At 39.1% G+C, this 16,947-nt stretch carries 7 protein-coding genes, 1 tRNA gene and 2 pseudogenes; 5 read left to right on the top strand and 5 right to left on the bottom strand.

All coding sequences use genetic code 11. The annotated features are described in order from the left end of the window. Nucleotides 1-6: 6 nt before the first annotated feature. From ACFIJQ_RS06510 to ACFIJQ_RS06500, 3 genes and pseudogenes are all read left to right on the top strand, one after another. Nucleotides 7-216 (top strand): 2-hydroxymuconate tautomerase family protein, encoded by a 210-nt coding sequence (locus tag ACFIJQ_RS06510; protein ID WP_015856802.1) that lies wholly within the window; start codon nucleotides 7-9, stop codon nucleotides 214-216. An 86-nt stretch (nucleotides 217-302) separates the two neighbouring features. Continuing rightward, nucleotides 303-575: pseudogene (locus ACFIJQ_RS06505) on the top strand (phage tail protein); the annotation flags it as partial. Nucleotides 576-626: 51 nt separating this feature from the next. Further along, nucleotides 627-1,710 (top strand): annotated as a pseudogene (locus ACFIJQ_RS06500) (replicative DNA helicase); the annotation flags it as partial. Between the two features lie 156 nt (nucleotides 1,711-1,866). On the opposite strand, the gene ACFIJQ_RS06495 reads toward ACFIJQ_RS06500, so the two are convergent. The 5 genes from ACFIJQ_RS06495 to ACFIJQ_RS06475 form a co-directional block, all read right to left on the bottom strand. After that, nucleotides 1,867-1,940 (bottom strand) — tRNA-Gln (locus tag ACFIJQ_RS06495). Nucleotides 1,941-2,003: 63 nt separating this feature from the next. Then, complete coding sequence (locus ACFIJQ_RS06490) at nucleotides 2,004-2,762, bottom strand: ABC transporter ATP-binding protein (protein ID WP_375629221.1); 759 nt, start codon at nucleotides 2,760-2,762, stop codon at nucleotides 2,004-2,006. After that, complete coding sequence (locus ACFIJQ_RS06485; RefSeq protein ID WP_375629218.1) at nucleotides 2,759-3,634, bottom strand: iron chelate uptake ABC transporter family permease subunit; 876 nt, start codon at nucleotides 3,632-3,634, stop codon at nucleotides 2,759-2,761. The genes ACFIJQ_RS06490 and ACFIJQ_RS06485 overlap by 4 nt, the downstream gene beginning before the upstream one ends. A gap of 67 nt (nucleotides 3,635-3,701) precedes the next feature. Further along, nucleotides 3,702-4,658 carry an iron chelate uptake ABC transporter family permease subunit gene (locus ACFIJQ_RS06480; protein WP_273788235.1) on the bottom strand — a complete coding sequence of 319 codons (957 nt, stop codon included), beginning with the start codon at nucleotides 4,656-4,658 and terminating at the stop codon, nucleotides 3,702-3,704. Between the two features lie 102 nt (nucleotides 4,659-4,760). Next, nucleotides 4,761-5,711 carry a siderophore ABC transporter substrate-binding protein gene (locus tag ACFIJQ_RS06475; RefSeq protein ID WP_375629215.1) on the bottom strand — a complete coding sequence of 317 codons (951 nt, stop codon included), beginning with the start codon at nucleotides 5,709-5,711 and terminating at the stop codon, nucleotides 4,761-4,763. A 199-nt stretch (nucleotides 5,712-5,910) separates the two neighbouring features. On the opposite strand from ACFIJQ_RS06475, the gene ACFIJQ_RS06470 reads away from it, so the two are divergent. Both ACFIJQ_RS06470 and ACFIJQ_RS06465 read left to right on the top strand, forming a co-directional pair. Beyond that, on the top strand, nucleotides 5,911-12,207 hold the full coding sequence (locus tag ACFIJQ_RS06470) for an autotransporter outer membrane beta-barrel domain-containing protein (RefSeq protein WP_375629212.1): 6,297 nt from the start codon (nucleotides 5,911-5,913) through the stop codon (nucleotides 12,205-12,207). Nucleotides 12,208-12,881: 674 nt separating this feature from the next. Continuing rightward, on the top strand, nucleotides 12,882-15,989 hold the full coding sequence (locus ACFIJQ_RS06465; protein ID WP_375629209.1) for an autotransporter outer membrane beta-barrel domain-containing protein: 3,108 nt from the start codon (nucleotides 12,882-12,884) through the stop codon (nucleotides 15,987-15,989). Nucleotides 15,990-16,947 lie beyond the last annotated feature (958 nt).

Below are 16,947 nucleotides of genomic sequence, written 5' to 3'. Positions count from 1 at the left end.
GATCTTATGCCTTACATAAACATTAAAATTACTAATGAAGGGGTTACCTCTGAACAGAAACGACAACTAATAGAAGGGGCAACTCAATTATTAGTTAATATTCTGAATAAAAATCCGAAAACGACGGTTGTAGTGATCGATGAAGTGGAGACAGACAATTGGGGTATTAATGGTGTTCCCGTCACAGAATTAAGGAAAGATCAAAATAAAGAATAACTCTGTGTATTTGACAATAATTTAAGGTCAATAGGGTTAATCAATGTAAAAAATCACGTTCTTAAGCAACATTTGATCAACCCCCCATTGGAGCGGTTGTTACAGCCCCTGATGCTGATGCACAGATCTATCTCCTCAACGAGCCTGTTCTTCTCTTCACACATGAGATAGAGAAACTGAAAAAGCTTGGGAAAAAAAGAGGTACAGCTCTTGATGTCATTAACGCCGTGTGCGCGCAAGGGGTTGAGGCACAAATTATTCTTGTGCGAGTGGAAGAAAAATCAACCATTACTGAGACACAAGCGGAAATGGTAGGATCAAATGCTCACCTGACCGGTGTGCATGCGCTGAAACATGCGTGAGGTCATTTAGGTGTGGAAACCTAGGATTTTATTGGCAGCAGCTTGTTTTTGATTAATCTTGGCAATGAAGTTGCCAATACAGCTTTTGATGCGCCTGTCGAACTTACACCTTCCCAACAAATTGAAACGATTGAAAATCAGTTATTTGAGCTAGCTGAAAAAGGCAAATATGGGGGTGGGCTTTAACAGGTTTGAAAACTTTGATACAGCCATTGCAAAAGCACTTAACATGGCAAGCGCTGCAAAAAAGCGTTCCTCACAGCTCTCAGGGATCGCTACCCATATCAAAACCCTTGATGAGAAAATGGGGGGGCTACAGCCATCTGATTTGATTATCATAGCTGGACGCCCTGGGATGGGGAAAACCTCTCTGGCAACCAATATTGCTTTTAATATTGCCAATGATTGTAAGCGTGATAACAAAACACAAGAAAATGAAGGGGGCATTGTAGGTTTCTTCTCACTTGAAATGTCATCCGAACAGCTTGCAACTCGCATTATCTCAGAACAAATAAAGGTTTCTTCTTCTGATATGCGCCGTGGTAATATCTCAGAAGAGAAATTTACCAACATCATTTACGCAATGCGTTCCTTACAAACAATCCCTCTTTATATTGATCAAACGGAGGGCGTATCCCTTGCACAATTGTCCGCCCGTGCAAGGCGTCTTAAACGACAACATGGTCTAGATGTCTTGATTATTGATTATATCCAACTCATGACAAGCGGTTCAAAGCGTTCATTAGAAAACCGCGTTCAAGAGATCACAGAAATTACCACCGGATTAAAAGCACTTGCAAAAGAACTCAATATTCTCATCATTGCTTTGTCACAACTTTCGCGTCAAGTTGAAAACCGAACCGATAAACGTCCACAACTCTCCGATTTACGTGAATCTGGTTCAATCGAACAAGATGCCGACATTGTTCTATTCGTTTATCGTGAAGAATATTATCTCAAAAATGAAGAACCCAAAGAAGGCACTGCTGAGTATAGCAAATGGCAAGAGGCAATGGAGCAAGCCAAGGGTAAAGCTGAAGTTATTATAGCAAAACAACGCCATGGTCCGACAGGAATCGTCCCCCTTGCATTTCAATCGGATTTTACACGCTTTAGCGATCTGGAAAAATAGGAGCAGAAAAACGCGTTAAAGGGAGCTTTAAATACCCTTTAGATAAGGTCTTTGAAGACCCTTTGAGAACACCTTTAAAACTCTTTGAGAAAAAATAAATTGATACAAAACCTAGTGGCAAAATATACAAAACCCGCTGGCAAGCTACAGCTACACTGGCTGGGGAACTTGGATTCGAACCAAGATTGACGGAGTCAGAGTCCGCTGTTCTACCATTAAACTATTCCCCAATAAGCCAATTTTATCATCTCTAGCAGATTCTACAGTGTAGGCAAGCGCAAAAAATCTTTAGATTATCGATAATAAAGAGCGATAGGAATGTCATTGATTGTTTTGATTTGAATATCAACATCATAAATGTCTTTAAGAATTTCTGGTTGCATAATTTCTTTGGGAGTTCCACAATAGGCTGCTTTTCCATTTTTCAGTGCAACAATCATATCTGAATAAGATGAGGCAAAATTAATATCGTGCATAACAATAAGAATGGTTTTTTTCAGTTCATCAGCTGTGCGGCGTAACTGCTTCATCATAGAAACGGCATGTTTCATGTCCAGATTGTTTAATGGTTCATCTAAGAGAAGATAATCAGTATCTTGGCAGATAACCATGGCTATAAAAGCGCGTTGACGCTGACCGCCAGAAAGCTCATCTAAAAAACGGTCTTTTAAATCTTGTAAGCCGAGATAGCGTAGCGCACTGTCGATAAATTGTTTATCTTCATGTGTATACCAGCCTTTTGAATAAGGATAGCGTCCGAAACTTACTAAATCGTATACGGTTAAACGGAAGGATAAAGGATTATCTTGACGCAGAATTGAGAGTTTTTGAGCTAAAATATCGTGGGGCATTTTATCAATATCAAAGCCGTCGATATGAATTGTACCATTATGGTGTGGCAAAAGACGTCTTATCAGCATTAAAAGAGTTGATTTTCCCGAACCATTGGGTCCAATGAGAGAAATAATCCCCCCTTTGGGAAGATGAAGGCATAAATTGTCGATAATCAATCGTGCTCCGTAAGCCTTGGAAAGATGATTGATCTCAATCATTTTAGTTTTCCCTTCATCAGTAACATTAAGAAAACAATTCCCCCACAAAACTCAATGATAAAACTTAAACGTCCTGCCATGTGAAAAATTTGCTCTAAAATAAATTGTCCCCCCACCAAACAAATAATCGCTAATAATATTGCAATCGGCACAACAACGCTGTGTTTTGCTTGAGGAGAAAGTTCATAGGAAAGGTTGGCAACTAACAGTCCAAAAAAGGTGACTGGGCCTACTAATGCGGTAGAAATGGAAACGAGAATGGAAACAAAAATAAGGACAGCTGTCGCACTTTTGTGGTAGTTAACGCCAAGATTAAGAGCGTTATCACGTCCCAAAGCCAAAATATCAAGAAGATGACGAGAATGCCATCCAATCAGACTCACAATGAAGACAATGATTGTGGCAAAGCTTATGAGTGATGTATTAAATTTATTAAAATTTGCAAACATAATATCCGTTAAATTCATCATTTGGTCTGGATTTAATTGCAATTGCATAAACATCCGTAAACTGAAAAAGAAGCCGCCTAAAACAACACCAATTAAAAGCGTTAAGTGAAGTCCTTTTAGGCTTCCTGAAAATAGCCAGCGAAAAAGGCTTATTGAAAAAAGAATAAGAATGAGGGCTTCGAGAATGAGTTGTCCTTCTTCATTTAAAAAGGGCAAAGAAAGAGAGCCTACAAAATACATCAGAACAGTCTTTATTAAAATATAAAGCTGATCAAATCCCATAATTGAAGGGGTAAGAAGCCGATTATTAACGATTGTTTGAAATAAAACCGTAGAAACGCTTATTGCATAGGCAATAAGAAGCAGAGAGGAAAGTTTTGTAAGACGAAATGTCCATGTATAAACATTGATATTCCACGTCATGTAAAGACTAATGACAGTACATGCTATGATGATAAGTGTTGTTAGTACACATATTGTTTTTCTTCTTCTATCCAAGACGCTTTCTCCAGCGTAAAAGCAGTATCATAAAAATAAAACTACCGATTACACCCATCATAGTGCTTATGGGAATTTCAAGAGAGGGATGAATTATTCGTCCTACAAGATCACAAATCAAGACCAATCCTGCACCGCTGATGGCCACCCAAGGAGCAGTACGGCGCATATTATCGCCCATGAAATTTGACACAAGGTTGGGCACAATGAGTCCAACAAAAGGAATACGGCCAATTGTACAGACAACAACAGCAGTGATTGAGGCGACAATAAAAAGACCAAAAAACATGACAACACGATAATTCAATCCAAGGTTATTGGTTAAATCTTCTCCCAAACTTGCAACCGTAAAGCGATCAGCAGTACAATAGGCCAGAATACAAAGGGGAAGGGACAGCCATAAGAGCTCATATTTTCCTTCAAGAACCATTGAAAAACTGCCAAATAAGTAAGCTTGAAGAGAGGGAAGTAACATTTCATAATCTGCAATGGCATTGGTTAAAGAGCCAATGATATAGCTTAGCATAATCCCTGTAAGGGGTACAATGAGAGCAGATTTTAGAGGAATGCGGCGCAATAAAAACATAAAAAGTAAAGTGCCTGTCATGGCAAAAAGTGTCGCAACGACCATTTTTCCTAAAACAGAAATATCGGGCAGAAAAATCATAATAAAAAGAATGCCAAGGGAAGCAGATTCAACAGTTCCAGCGGTTGATGGCTCGACAAAACGATTGCGTGTCAATAGTTGCATAATCATACCTGAAAGTGCAAGTGATGCACCTACTAAAAGGATTGCAATGGTACGAGGAAGACGGGTTTGCCAAAAAATAAGCCACGCATGGGGATCGGCTGCGAAAAGGTCAGAAGGCGTGACATCAGAATAACCAACAAAAATGCTGAGGATAGACAGGAGAATGAGAAGTGTTATGGTTATCCAGTAATTCTTCACGTTAAATCATTTTCTAACAAAATTAAAAAAAGCAAAGACTGCTTAATAAACAATCTCTGCTTTTAAATTTTATTTATATAGCAAGCAAGCTCTTTTGTACGCTTATTTGCTCTTTGTAAAGGCTTCATTGATCTGCTTAGCGGTTTCAAAGAGTCCCGTTAAACCACCACTTGCACGATACCAGCTCCAAGAGTCCAAATAAATAATTTGATTTTTTTTGCTTGCTGTTGTGCGGTGAACAAGCTCATTGTTAAGCAATTGTGCTGCGGATTGCCCTTCACGTCCAATTGCGGCATCCCGATCAATCACCAACAACCAATCAGGATTTGTCTCAAGAATAAATTCAGGAGAAATGAGTTGTCCATGTTTTTGTACAGTGAGTTTATCGGTTGCAGGGGCAATTCCAAAAGCGGAATGCAAAATATCAAAACGTGACTTTGGTCCTAAGGCACTGATTTTTCCACCAGAAGTCATGAGTACAAGACCTTGGCCTTTTCCTTTAGTATTTTTACGAACTTCAGCTAAAGTTTCATTGAGTTTTGCAATTTCTTCTGCAGCTTCTTTTTCTTTGCCAAAAATTTTGCCAAGGATAGACACATTCCGTTCAATATCTGCAAGAGAGTTTTCATTTCCTACAGTTAGATCAATTGTTGGAGCGATTTTGGATAAATCATTATATTTTGCTTGAGTTCTGGAGGAAATAATAATCAAATCAGGTTGAAGGGTGGCAATTTTTTCATAATCGGGTTCAAAAAGGGTACCAATTTTTTCATATTTTGCATCATCAAATTGTTGCAGATAGGATGGTTTTTTACCTTCAGGAATACCGATAACCGCTTTGATACCAAGGCGATTCATATTATCAAGAGAGGCAATATCAAACACAACAACCTTTTGCGGAGAAGCGGGAACAGGAGTCGTGCCTGAAACATGATTAATTGTTACATTTGTTTGAGTACTCGTATTTGCAATACTCGTCTGTGTCCATAAAGCTGTTGTAAAGCTGGTTGCAACCAGTAAAACAGAAGTCATCCGTTTCATATATTTTATCATCGTAATTTTATCCTTTTATCTAATATTACAAGGGGTTGCGCATTTAAAAACCTTAACTTTGGTATTTTTATGCACAAAATGAAGCGTAAATAAATAACACTATGTTGTAAAATTGACTAACATATGTTACAAATTGTTCACTTACCTCATTTTCACTTAATTCCAGTGTTTTTGCAACATTATTTAGAAAGTTTGACATATGATCAATGTATTTAAAAAGCGTACAAGTCTGTACGCACTGACAGCGAGCGCTCTTTTCCTTTTACAAGGTGTTGATTCTTTGATAGCGAGTGGTGCTGTTCCTGGTGGTGTTGGCGTTGGCGGCGTTGGCGGCATTCCTGGTGCTGGCGTTGGCGGTGTCTCTGGTGTTGGCGCTGGTGGCGTCCCTGGTGTTGGCGCTGGTGCTGGTGGACTTGGTGCTGGCGTTGTCCAAGGTGGGGGTAGCGCCACTGTATGTAATGCAGCGAGTTATAAAGGTTTTAATGATCCTTTATCATCTGTTGTTTGTAATGATGGAACAGAACACTCAATGAAGTATAGTACGGTTATAGTGACAAAGGAAGGTGCTAATGCTTTAGCAGTGGGAAGGGGTGCTGTTGTTGGAGGATCAGCAAAAACTATTAAACCAACAATTGTTAAATTATACCATTCATCTCTTCGGAATCGACCTACTTCAAATGCTGACCAGAATTCAGTGCCGCCGCATGGGAGCGGTGTATTTGCATCACAAGATGGAGTGATTGAATTGGAACACTCATGGATTCGTGATTTTGATACTGGGCTTTACACTTTAAATGATGGAAAGATCGTTATGAAAAAAGGGAAAGTCTTGAGTGCAATTATGGGTGCTGAGGCTGTGAAGGAATCACTTATTATGTTGCGTGATACAGAGATTAATGTGTCGGGACAACGGTGGGTTTTAGGTGGTGAAGATGAAGAAGATGAAGAAGAAGATCTGCAAGATGATGATATGACTGCTTTGCGTGTCTCCAAGGGATCAGTAATAGACATGAAATCGGGGAAGGTTGCTGTACCGATAGGTGCAGGTGTAGCTGTGGCAGAAACCGGAGGAATCATTCAATTAGATAATGTTAGTGTTATAATCAATGGAAGCAAACCTGACGATGCAGCACAGGAAGTGAGTAGCCTTTTATTTACAGATGCAGGTTTTATTTCCTTTAAAAATGGAAACATTAATCATTCAAATGTTGTTGGTGTATGGGTCTTTGACAATGATTATGAATATTCTAACAATAATAGAAGAAATGATGCTACAAGCGTGAAGCCTATTGAGATAAATGAACCCAGTACCGAGTTTCTTGTTTCTTCGGACTATGTTAACGATTTTATACCCCGAATTTTAGGGGAAAAGACAAGGGAAGGAACTGCTGAAGAAAGAGCCGCTGAAGCGAACTTTAGGGTTAGGGCTTCTATAAAATCTTCAACTATAAACTTGAGAGGTATAAGGTCTATTGGCGTATATTTTGATAATCAATCCGATGATCCAGGACAGAGTCAAAAAAGTAACCAATTGCAAAATAAGGAATCTGCAGTTCTTTTGCACGACACTACTCTTAATGTTCCAGATGGTACAGTCATTTTAGGTGATAATATGAGAGGCTCTGTCCTTATAGATAACGGGTCGAATGTTTCTGGTAATTCATTCTTACATGCTAGATCTACTTCTGAAGTGTCGGTTTTTGTTAATGATTCTATAGTTAGAGGCGAAGCTAATGTTGAAAGAGGTTCTCAGGGTAAGCTTTTTTTGTTCAATGGATCGAAGTGGCATTTAACGAAAAGTAGATTTGCAAAGCACACTAACAGTTGTGAGGATTCATGTATTTCATTTGTGAAACTTGACAATTCTACTATTTCGTTTTTACCTTTACAAAATGATGCTAATCAACAAAATCATAGTCATCAACTGCTTCGTATAGGAAATGGGGAAGGCACAGTTTACACCGCTTTTTGGGATTCTCATATTTATTTCGGTGCATCTGTGCCAGCTGATGCATCAGAGGATTCTCGATTATCTGATAGACTTTTAATTCATGGTGATGTCTCTGGTCAAACTAAGGTGCATGTGCTTCCAATTAGACAAAATGGTGATGCTCAACAAGGTCAGGATATTCAAGGTTATAAACCTCAGAGTATTTCAATTATTCAGGTTTATGGGGAGGCGAGGAAAGATTCTTTTAAGCTGAATGATGCGTATGTTACGATAGGCGGTTTACCTTATCAGTACGTCCTTCGTGCTTACGGTCCAAGGCCTCCTTCGGAGATGAAGTATTTCGATGAGGCTTTGGTTGTGAGTGGTAAAGATGTTTGGGATTTTCGTTTAGAAGATAAAAATTTGCCCTATGAACCTAGTTCTCCTCCTGTCTTAGGCAGCAGTAGTGAGAGGGGGGGCGCAAATACTCCTTCCGTGCAATCTCGTGAAACTGATGGAAGTGAGGTAGGTAATCCTTCTGTAGGGTCAAGTCTTCCATCTGGAACTCCTGAATCTAGAGCACCTAATCCAGTTATTGCTTCTAATACGAATGGGAGCCCCGCATTACCTGAGAGATCTGGTACAGGTGATGTAAATCATGAAGAGGGTGAAAATCAGTCTTCTGGAATATCAAGTTCTCCATCTACTATCCTACATACCTTGACAACTGGGGAGACAGTTGATGGAAGTCAAAGAAGGGAACCGAATCCTTATATTCCGGGAGGAAGTTATGGTCGAGAACTGGTAACAAGTGATGGACGTACGAGTATTTATCTTCTTACTGGTGATGTGAGTGAATATTCTCTCCAGAATGCAAATGAAGCAGAATATACTATAGTAGGTTACGATGATTCTGATACAGGTCATGATGATTATGGTATAGTTGATGTGCATTCTCTAGGTACAGATAGATCTTCTCCATCACCAGAAGCAGAAGATAGATTAATGGTGACAACAGATGGAGATGGACTTACTCAGACTGGTGAGCCTTCTGTTACTCTTGGTGTATCTGAGAGATCTGAATCTGTAGACCCTGCTGTACCTAATTCACTTTTGAGATCTGATACCGGTCAAGAAGATCTTACAAATGGTGGATCTGACGGTGTAGTGAGTGAAGTATCTGAAGTTGTAACGTCTCTTCCTTCTCCTACTACGTCTTCTGTTATTTCTACTGGATCTGGGAAGGACGCATCTACTGATCTTGTAAGATCTGATATAGGTGATGTAAGTCATGAAGAAGCTGGAAATGGGGCTTCTACAACATCTTCTGTTACTTCTACTGGATCTGAAAGAGATGCATCTACTGATCAGGGGGGGGGTAGAACATCTGAAGGAGTATCGAATCCTTCTTCTACTATGTCTTCTGTTATTTCTACTGTATCTGGGGGAGACGCATCTACTGATCTTGTAAGATCTGAGGCATCTGGGCATAGCGTATATCCTGTTTTATCCAATTCATCTCCTTCATCTATAAATTCGTTAACTTTAATACCTTCAGGAGCTGATTCACTTGGGAAATCTGATCCAGGTAGGGTTTCTGTGATATCGGCAGATGGGGTTTCTGGAACATCTGGGTATCATACTGTGTCGAATATGCTGACATCTATAAAATCAGCAGCTTCCATGAAGCCTTCTACTTCTGAGGCTTCCGCAAAGCCTGTTGCGCTTTCTGATGTATCTGCTGGGCGTATTCTTATGCTTGGTAGTTCTGATAATGAAAATGTTCCTTCTAAGGAAAAGATTTCTTCTACATGTGATGATATGAATAATGGTGAGGAGAGATCACGGACTACTTATTTGTGTGGTGATGGTAAATCGCGGACAATAACAAACTTTACGTTGAAAGCAAGTGATCAAACTCAGCATCCTATGCATGTAAAAAATCAGGATACAGTTATTAAGTTAGAGGGAGCTATCATTAGTGGTGCAGATTTTTCTGACAGTGAAAATAATGTTGATTTTGCTACATCAAAACGCGTGAGTGCTGTGCTTGCAGAAGACAATGGAGAAGTTGTTTTGGATAAGAAATCAAAAATCCGATCTTCTGTAATTGGGCTTGAAGCGCAAAATGGCGGAAAAGTTACGATGAATGATGGGACAGTCGATGCGCTTTATGTGGGCGCTTTGGCGGGTTCTGGATCATCTGTTAATTTAAAGGATACGACAATTAACGTAACGGGAGATTTGGTTGCGGCTGGTCTGGCGAGTAAGGCTGGTGAGATAACAATGAATACTGGAGCTATTACTTTGGCAAAGGGAGTGGCTGTGAGGTCAGAAGCTGGGGGAAGCGTTAGGTTAGATAAAGTGGACATTACTGTGAAAAAAGCAGCAAAAAAATTAGATTCTGCAGATAATTTTGCACGTGCAGCTTTTCTGTTGAGTGATAATGCTTCTGTTGATTTTAAGAATGGAAATGTTGTTACTGATGCTCATGCTTTGTGGGTTATAAAGGGTGATGATGTGGTTGAAACGGGTTCTTCTAGGAAGAAGAGATCTTCTGAGGTTCGTCCTACCGTGAATCACGCGAATATTGAGTCTTCTATTGTTAGAGTGGAAGGAGATGGAACCTATGGCATATATTTTGATGGGGTAATACAGAAAGAAGCGAGTCAACAAAATCGAAGTAAGGATTTAACAACTGAGAAAGCAATTGTTGTTAAGCGGAGCGTTGTATCCGAACAGAAGAAAACACCTATAGGCATAGCAGGGACAGTTTCGTTGAAGAAAACTGATTTTGAAGTTGCAAAGGGTACAGCGATTTATGGTAATAATTCCAGTGGTCATGTTTTATTAGAAAATAAAACAACTCTTACTGGTGACTTATTATTGAAGGCTGAAAATGATTCTAATATATCAGTTTCGGTTGATAGCTCTATTGTTACAGGCGATGTTCGCGTTGATAAAAGTTCTTATGCAAAATTAGATTTGGCTAATAGTTCACGGTGGGTTCTAAAAAGAAGTGCGCAGAAGAATTTGGGTACTCCAGATTTAGGATGTGTAGGTTCATGCGTTCCTTCTGTGAGACTTATAAATAGTGCTATTGATTTTAGATCTTCCGAATCTGAAGGGAGATATCAGACTCTCCATATTGGAAATGGGAACGGCACAGTTTATGAGGCACAGGGTGATGCTGTAATTCATATCAATGCACGTTTGAATCCCCATGATCCGAGTGATCAACAAGTGACGGATCGACTTGTCATTCATGGTGATGTTTCTGGAAAAACAAAAATACATGTACGAGGTGATGCGGGCAATGTAGGAGATGCTAGAGCGAATGGAAAGATTGCTCACAGTGTTTCAGTTATTCAGGTCTATGGTCAAGCGAAGAAAGACTCTTTCCAACTCGATGGCAATTATGTTGCACTGAGAAACTCACCTTACAAATATACTCTTCATGCTTATGCTCCAAAAGCGACTTCGAAACAGGAGCATGTTCAGCAGAAGTTTGTTAAGGATGGTGGAGAGTTTTGGAACTTCCGTCTAGAAAATCAGTATGTTAAGTCTATGAGATCTGCTGCCCTTTCTGAACAATTTGTAAGGTCTGTTGTTCCACAGGTTCCAACTTATCTTGTCTTGCCTAATAGTGTATTCCACGCTGGTTTGATGGATGTCAGTAATCAAAACAAGCAGTTGGAGACATTGCGGATGACTTCTACAGGAAGGGTAGAGGTTCGTGAGAATCCTGCTTTATATTTACGCGGCTATGGTGGAAGTTATCGTTATGCTTCGAATTTATCAGCACTTGAATATGGTTATGGCGGTGATCTTAGTTATAATGGTGTAGAGGCAGGTGTTCTGCTGCAAACTATTGAAAACTCTGATAGCGCTATATCCTTTGGCGTTATGGGAACTTATGGAAAACTGTCTCTGCAGCCTGTGAATGTTGAGCACAGTCAGAAGAGTGCATTTGATAAATGGACTGCTACAGTATATGGTAGCGTGCAGCATAATGTTGGCTTCTATGTCGACGGTCTTTTATCCTATGGGCTGTTCAAAGGTGATGTTCTCACTCTTGCACGGGGTAAGACAGCAACATTGAAAGGCAATCCTTTGAGTGTTTCCTTAGCAGGTGGTCAGACAATTGCTACAGGATATAAGGGTTTTGTCTTTGATCCGCAGGTTCAAGTTGTGTATCAACATCTCCAGTTTAATAAAGCCCGTGATATCGACAACTTTGATATTGAAATGGGTAACCTTGATCAGTGGGTGGCACGTGTTGGTGGACGCTTAACCAAGACTCCTATAGGTTCTGAAGGCATGGATGCTGTTGCTTTCTACGGTAAGCTTTATCTTGCTCACGGTTTTGAAGGAAAACAGTCTGTGCATTTCAAGGATGCTTTCAAGTTAGGGGCTTTTGGTTCTTCATTAGAGGCTGGATTAGGCTTTAATGCCAAATTGTTGCCACAGTTCTCTCTACATGCTGACGTTCTCTATCAACATAAGCTTAATAAGGCTGGTTTTTCGGGAACAAGTTTTTCCGGAGGAGTGCGTTATCAGTTTTAATATAAGGTACAGTATGTATTTTTTAAAAAAGGCAGCACAATGTGCTGCCTTTTTTCTTTGTAGCAACTTGTGTTGTTCTTAAAAACTTTTCATCTTCTTGATTGAGCAAAAAAGACATAGTTTGTTTTATGTATGAGAGCACTTTTCTACGCTAAAGCGAATTTTTTAAAGTTTATGCTGCTACTGATACGATAGAGTGTCTCACTTTTATCGGCTTTTTAAGCGTTCAGTAGTCCAGTATGCGTTAGGTTATCCTTTTTGGTACTGATTGATATTATCTAATATAATATTTGATGTTTTCTAAAACTCGTTTTTGAGAGTTTGTTTTCCACTGATTTAACTCATTGTTTTATTTATCTCCTTGTGGATTAATTTTTAAAGTTCACAAGGTTTAGTTGTTTTTTTTAATTAATTGCACGCACTGATTTTATTTTTTCTTTACACGAAATACAGAATGCATTATACACCTATAAAGTGTAATTATTAATTGTTCTCTTATAGGTGGTTTTGGCGTAGAGCTTCTGCCAAATGTATTGGGATGATTCATTGCACAGTTCAGATGAGCATGAGGCATGTTCTTTTTGTTACACTTTTCGTGTTTTGAGGTGTGCAATGGGATGTTTTGCAGGTGCTTTTATTTTTAATGAGAGGGGAAGAAAAGTTTCGAGGGAACTATGATTAAAGTTTTTAGAAATCATCTATGTTTGTGTGCTTGTACAACAGCTATCCTCTCTTTATTCCAAAATGGAAGAGAAGTTTATGCGGCTACAGAGGGGAAGGATAGTAAATCTTATGTTATAAAGGTTATCCCAGTTGTCTCTACTAATTCTTCTCCTCATCTTAGCGGGAGTAATAGGCATAAGCTTCCTCTTAGTGGAGAGAATGGGGATAATTATTATCCTCCTAATATGATTCATGTTGGCGACAACGATGAGGGTATTCGTGGGAGGAGTGATTATCGTAAGCTGAGTGGAGTGGATGGAGCGAACAGACATCAGGAAAATGTAGATAACTCTGTTAAAGATGCAGACTCTGATGGAAGAGATGTGAATCCTGGGTTTTATTACTATAATGGATTGTATTATATATGCGATAATTGCGGGGAATCCAAAATTGATAATAAATCTTATAAAATTACGAATAAGAACGTTTCCAATTATCCTGATGATCCTACTGCTATAACGGTAAAAGGAATAGGCACAAGGGTTAGTGGGGAGGATGTGACGGTTAGTAGTCAAGTTGCTGATAAAACTTTTCTAGTGGGTGTGCATGTATTAGAGAACGGTAAAATTGTTTTGAAAGATCCGATTATCAAAAATACAGTTATAGCCCTTCGTGCGAGTGATGGCGTGATTGAGGTAAAAAATGGAAAGATTAAGGAAAGTCATGAGGGTGTTGATGCAGCAGAGAACTCGTTTGTTCTTTTAGAAGATACAGAAATTAAGACCGCTAATGGGAATGCAAGTCTTTTAAGTTATGATCATTCAGAAATTTGGATGTCAGGTGGGGCAGTTGATTTTATGAACAGCCATGGGGTTTCTTCGACGTTAGGTGGGAAGGTGAATCTCGAGAATGTTAAAATTACTGGGAAAGGTGACAAAGGTAAGGATCGTGCGGTTGTGCATACAGATTTAGGGGGGGCTGTTAATTTAGAGGGTACTATTGTTAGTGCTATGGATGTCCATGGCATATTATTAGAAAATACAGTCGATTCTATTCCTCTGCAGGAAGTTAAAGATTTATCAAATGAAGATTCTGGTTCAAAGATTCCTGTGACTGAAGTTAATATGAAATCCTCTTCTGTTACTGTAAAGGGTAAGGGATCTTATGGTATCTATTTGCGGGGAGAGAAGCCATGGAGTGAAGGTGGGGATAAAAAAGAAGAAATTTCATCAGAGGAAGAAGAAACTTTACCACGATTAGAAGTTGTTAATTTGGATAAAACAGAGTTTTCTGTTTTAGATGATGCGGCTCTTTATGGTAGAAACATTATTTCTGGTGTGGTGGGGTTGGTGCACAGTACTCTTCGTTCAGGGGATTTTTTATTAAAAGCTGAGGAAGGTGCTTCTATAACAGTTTTGGCTGATGCTTCTACTCTTGAAGGTCGCACACACGTTGATAAAAATTCTAATGCCGAACTTTATTTGGGAGGCCGTTCTAAATGGATTTTACAACAACCGTTGCAAAAAGATCAACATGGGGCTGCACATGATTCTTCTATTTCACTCGTTAGTCTTATGGGTGAGAGCTCTATTAATTTTAAAAGACATGAATCTTCTTCTGCTGATGATTATCAAACTCTTCGTATTGGAAAGGGAAAGGGTGAAGTTTATAAAGCACGGGACGGTGCCTCTATTTCCCTTAATAGCTATCTGAATACTGGTGGTGCTCTTAATCATCAAAAGACTGATCGTGTTTTAATTCATGGTGATGTTTCGGGAAAAACGAAGCTCCAGGTGCATGGAGTTTCAGGAAGTCCAGGAGGATACACGGGAAGGGGAGGAAATGATGAAGGTATTTCAATCATTCAGGTTTCTGGACAAGCAGAGCAAGATTCTTTTCAGTTGGAAGGTGGTTATGTAGCACTAGATAAATTACCTTATCAGTATAAGCTTTATAGTTATGGTCCAGGGTCTCATTTAGGAAAAGCAAACATGGATCAAAGATTAGTTGAAGGGAACGGAGAATTTTGGGATTTTCGCCTTGAAAGTAGATCTATAGATTCTGATGTTAAACCTAAACCAGATCCTGCTCCGAAGCCTTTTCCTGACCCAATTCCAGGACCAGCTCCAGAGCCTCATCCTAAGCCGGGAGTTAAGGCTGTTGTTCCACAGGTTCCGACTTATCTCCTTTTGCCTAATGCCTTACGTCATATTGGTTTGATGAATGTGAGCAATCAAAATAAGCGATTAGAAGCTTTACGAATTTCTTCTGGGGGCTTATTAGAAAGTCGTGAAAATCCTTTCTTTTTTGTGAGCGGTTATGGCGGCAATCATCGTTATACTTCAAATCTTTCCGCGCTTGAATATGGTTATGGCGGCGAGCTTGATTATAATGCCATAGAGGCAGGCGTTTTGCTGAAAGCAATCGAAAATATGTATGGTTCCACTTCTTTTGGAATTATCGGGGCCTACGAGAGATTTTCTTTGCAACCTTTGAATGTTGAGCAGAGTCAAAAAAGTACATTTGATAAATGGTCAGTTACAGCATACGGTGGTATGCAGCATGATGCGGGTTTTTACGTTGATGGTCTTGTGTCTTACGGTTTGTTTAAAGGTGATGTTCTAACAACTGCACGTGGCAAGACGGCAACATTAAAAGGAAATCCTTTAAGTGCTTCATTGACTGCTGGTAAAACGTTTATGGTGGGGGAGAACGGTTTCGTTTTTGATCCGCAAGTTCAAGTTGTTTATCAATATCTTCAATTTAATAAAGTGCCTGATGTGGATGGCTTTGATATTGAGCTGGGAAAGCTTCATCAGTGGATAGGGCGTGTTGGAGGGCGTTTAACAAAGAAGCTGGTCGCAACTGATAAGGCTCAAGTTGTTTCTTTCTATGGCAAGCTTCATCTTGCTCACGGTTTTGAAGGAAAACAATTTGTGCATTTTAAAGATGCTTTTCAGCTAGGCTCTTTTGGTTCTTCGTTAGAAACTGGATTAGGTTTTAATGCCCAATTGTCTCAAAAATTTGCGCTTTACGGCGATTTGGTTTATCAGCACAAGCTAACGAAAGCTGGTTTTTCTGGAACTAGTTTCTCTGGTGGTTTGCGTTATCATTTCTAGTTTTGTTGCTGTTTCTGATTAATCTTTGAAAAAGCCACAAGTTATGCTTGTGGCTTTTTCTCATTCTCTATTCATTTTGTGTTATAGCCTTTTTACGAGAGTGTAACTTCGCATATCTTTGATATGCTTTTGGGTTGGACTTCTTTCATTTTTTTGAAAAGTTTGAAGAGTTTGTACGTTATGGTTTCAAAACGCGTATTTCAGAGTGATTATTATATTATTTGTTATATGCCGATTGATAAAGATGTTTTTTAATTCAGGATGCGGAAATATTTTCAATGCTCTTATGATGAACCCATAAAAAGCATTCCTTTGCATATTATGTAAGATTGGCAAGTGGATAATTGTCTAAGAAAGGAGTCAATATAATTTTGGAGGATTATGTTAAGAGGAGAGGATTTACAATATTAGAAATTGGCAAAGGAAAAGAAGATACTCAAGCGCAATGAGAGCTATATCCGATGAACTTTATATTATATCCGCTGTCGTTGTGAAATGGGGATGGAAAAAATGAGAGATATCTGAGAAAACTGATGGATGAGAAACATAATGACATATTGTTTTTGGAAAATGTGTTTTCTTAAAAGGAATGCGATAAATACCAGGATGAAGTCATGTATAATCTTTACTTTTTAAAGATCCGGCTCTGAATGCGTTTAAATGTTATCAAGTTACATTAAAAGGAGGTAGTAAAAATAGGAACTGATTTTTACACGTTCCTACTCTTTATTAGGCTGTCTTGCCACGAAGTTTGCCTAAAAAGGTATAGGTAAACTCTTGTTTTTCAATTTTGGTATATGTTTTGTCTGCTTACAAATACATATTGTTTCAATATAATATCTCTATCGTAAGGATGTTGGTTATACCCGTTCTGGTGGGATTAGACAGCAGTTAAAGCAGGCGTTTTTAATGCATGTCAACCGATTAAGGCTATTTTGGAATAACAACTTTAAAGGTG

Source organism: Bartonella sp. TT67HLJMS (assembly GCF_042193375.1).
GTDB classification, from domain to species: domain Bacteria; phylum Pseudomonadota; class Alphaproteobacteria; order Rhizobiales; family Rhizobiaceae; genus Bartonella; species Bartonella grahamii.
The sequence above is the reverse complement of the archived record's forward strand: the minus strand, read 5'-3'. Positions and strand labels throughout refer to the sequence as shown.

Bases quoted from the DNA above. Each gene is read 5' to 3' on its own strand.
- ACFIJQ_RS06510 (WP_015856802.1), top strand. From the start codon at position 7: ATGCCTTACATAAACATTAAAATTACTAATGAAGGGGTTACCTCTGAA.
- ACFIJQ_RS06490 (WP_375629221.1), bottom strand. From the start codon at position 2,762: ATGATTGAGATCAATCATCTTTCCAAGGCTTACGGAGCACGATTGATT.
- ACFIJQ_RS06485 (WP_375629218.1), bottom strand. From the start codon at position 3,634: ATGACGTGGAATATCAATGTTTATACATGGACATTTCGTCTTACAAAA.
- ACFIJQ_RS06475 (WP_375629215.1), bottom strand. From the start codon at position 5,711: ATGATAAAATATATGAAACGGATGACTTCTGTTTTACTGGTTGCAACC.
- ACFIJQ_RS06470 (WP_375629212.1), top strand. From the start codon at position 5,911: ATGATCAATGTATTTAAAAAGCGTACAAGTCTGTACGCACTGACAGCG.
- ACFIJQ_RS06465 (WP_375629209.1), top strand. From the start codon at position 12,882: ATGATTAAAGTTTTTAGAAATCATCTATGTTTGTGTGCTTGTACAACA.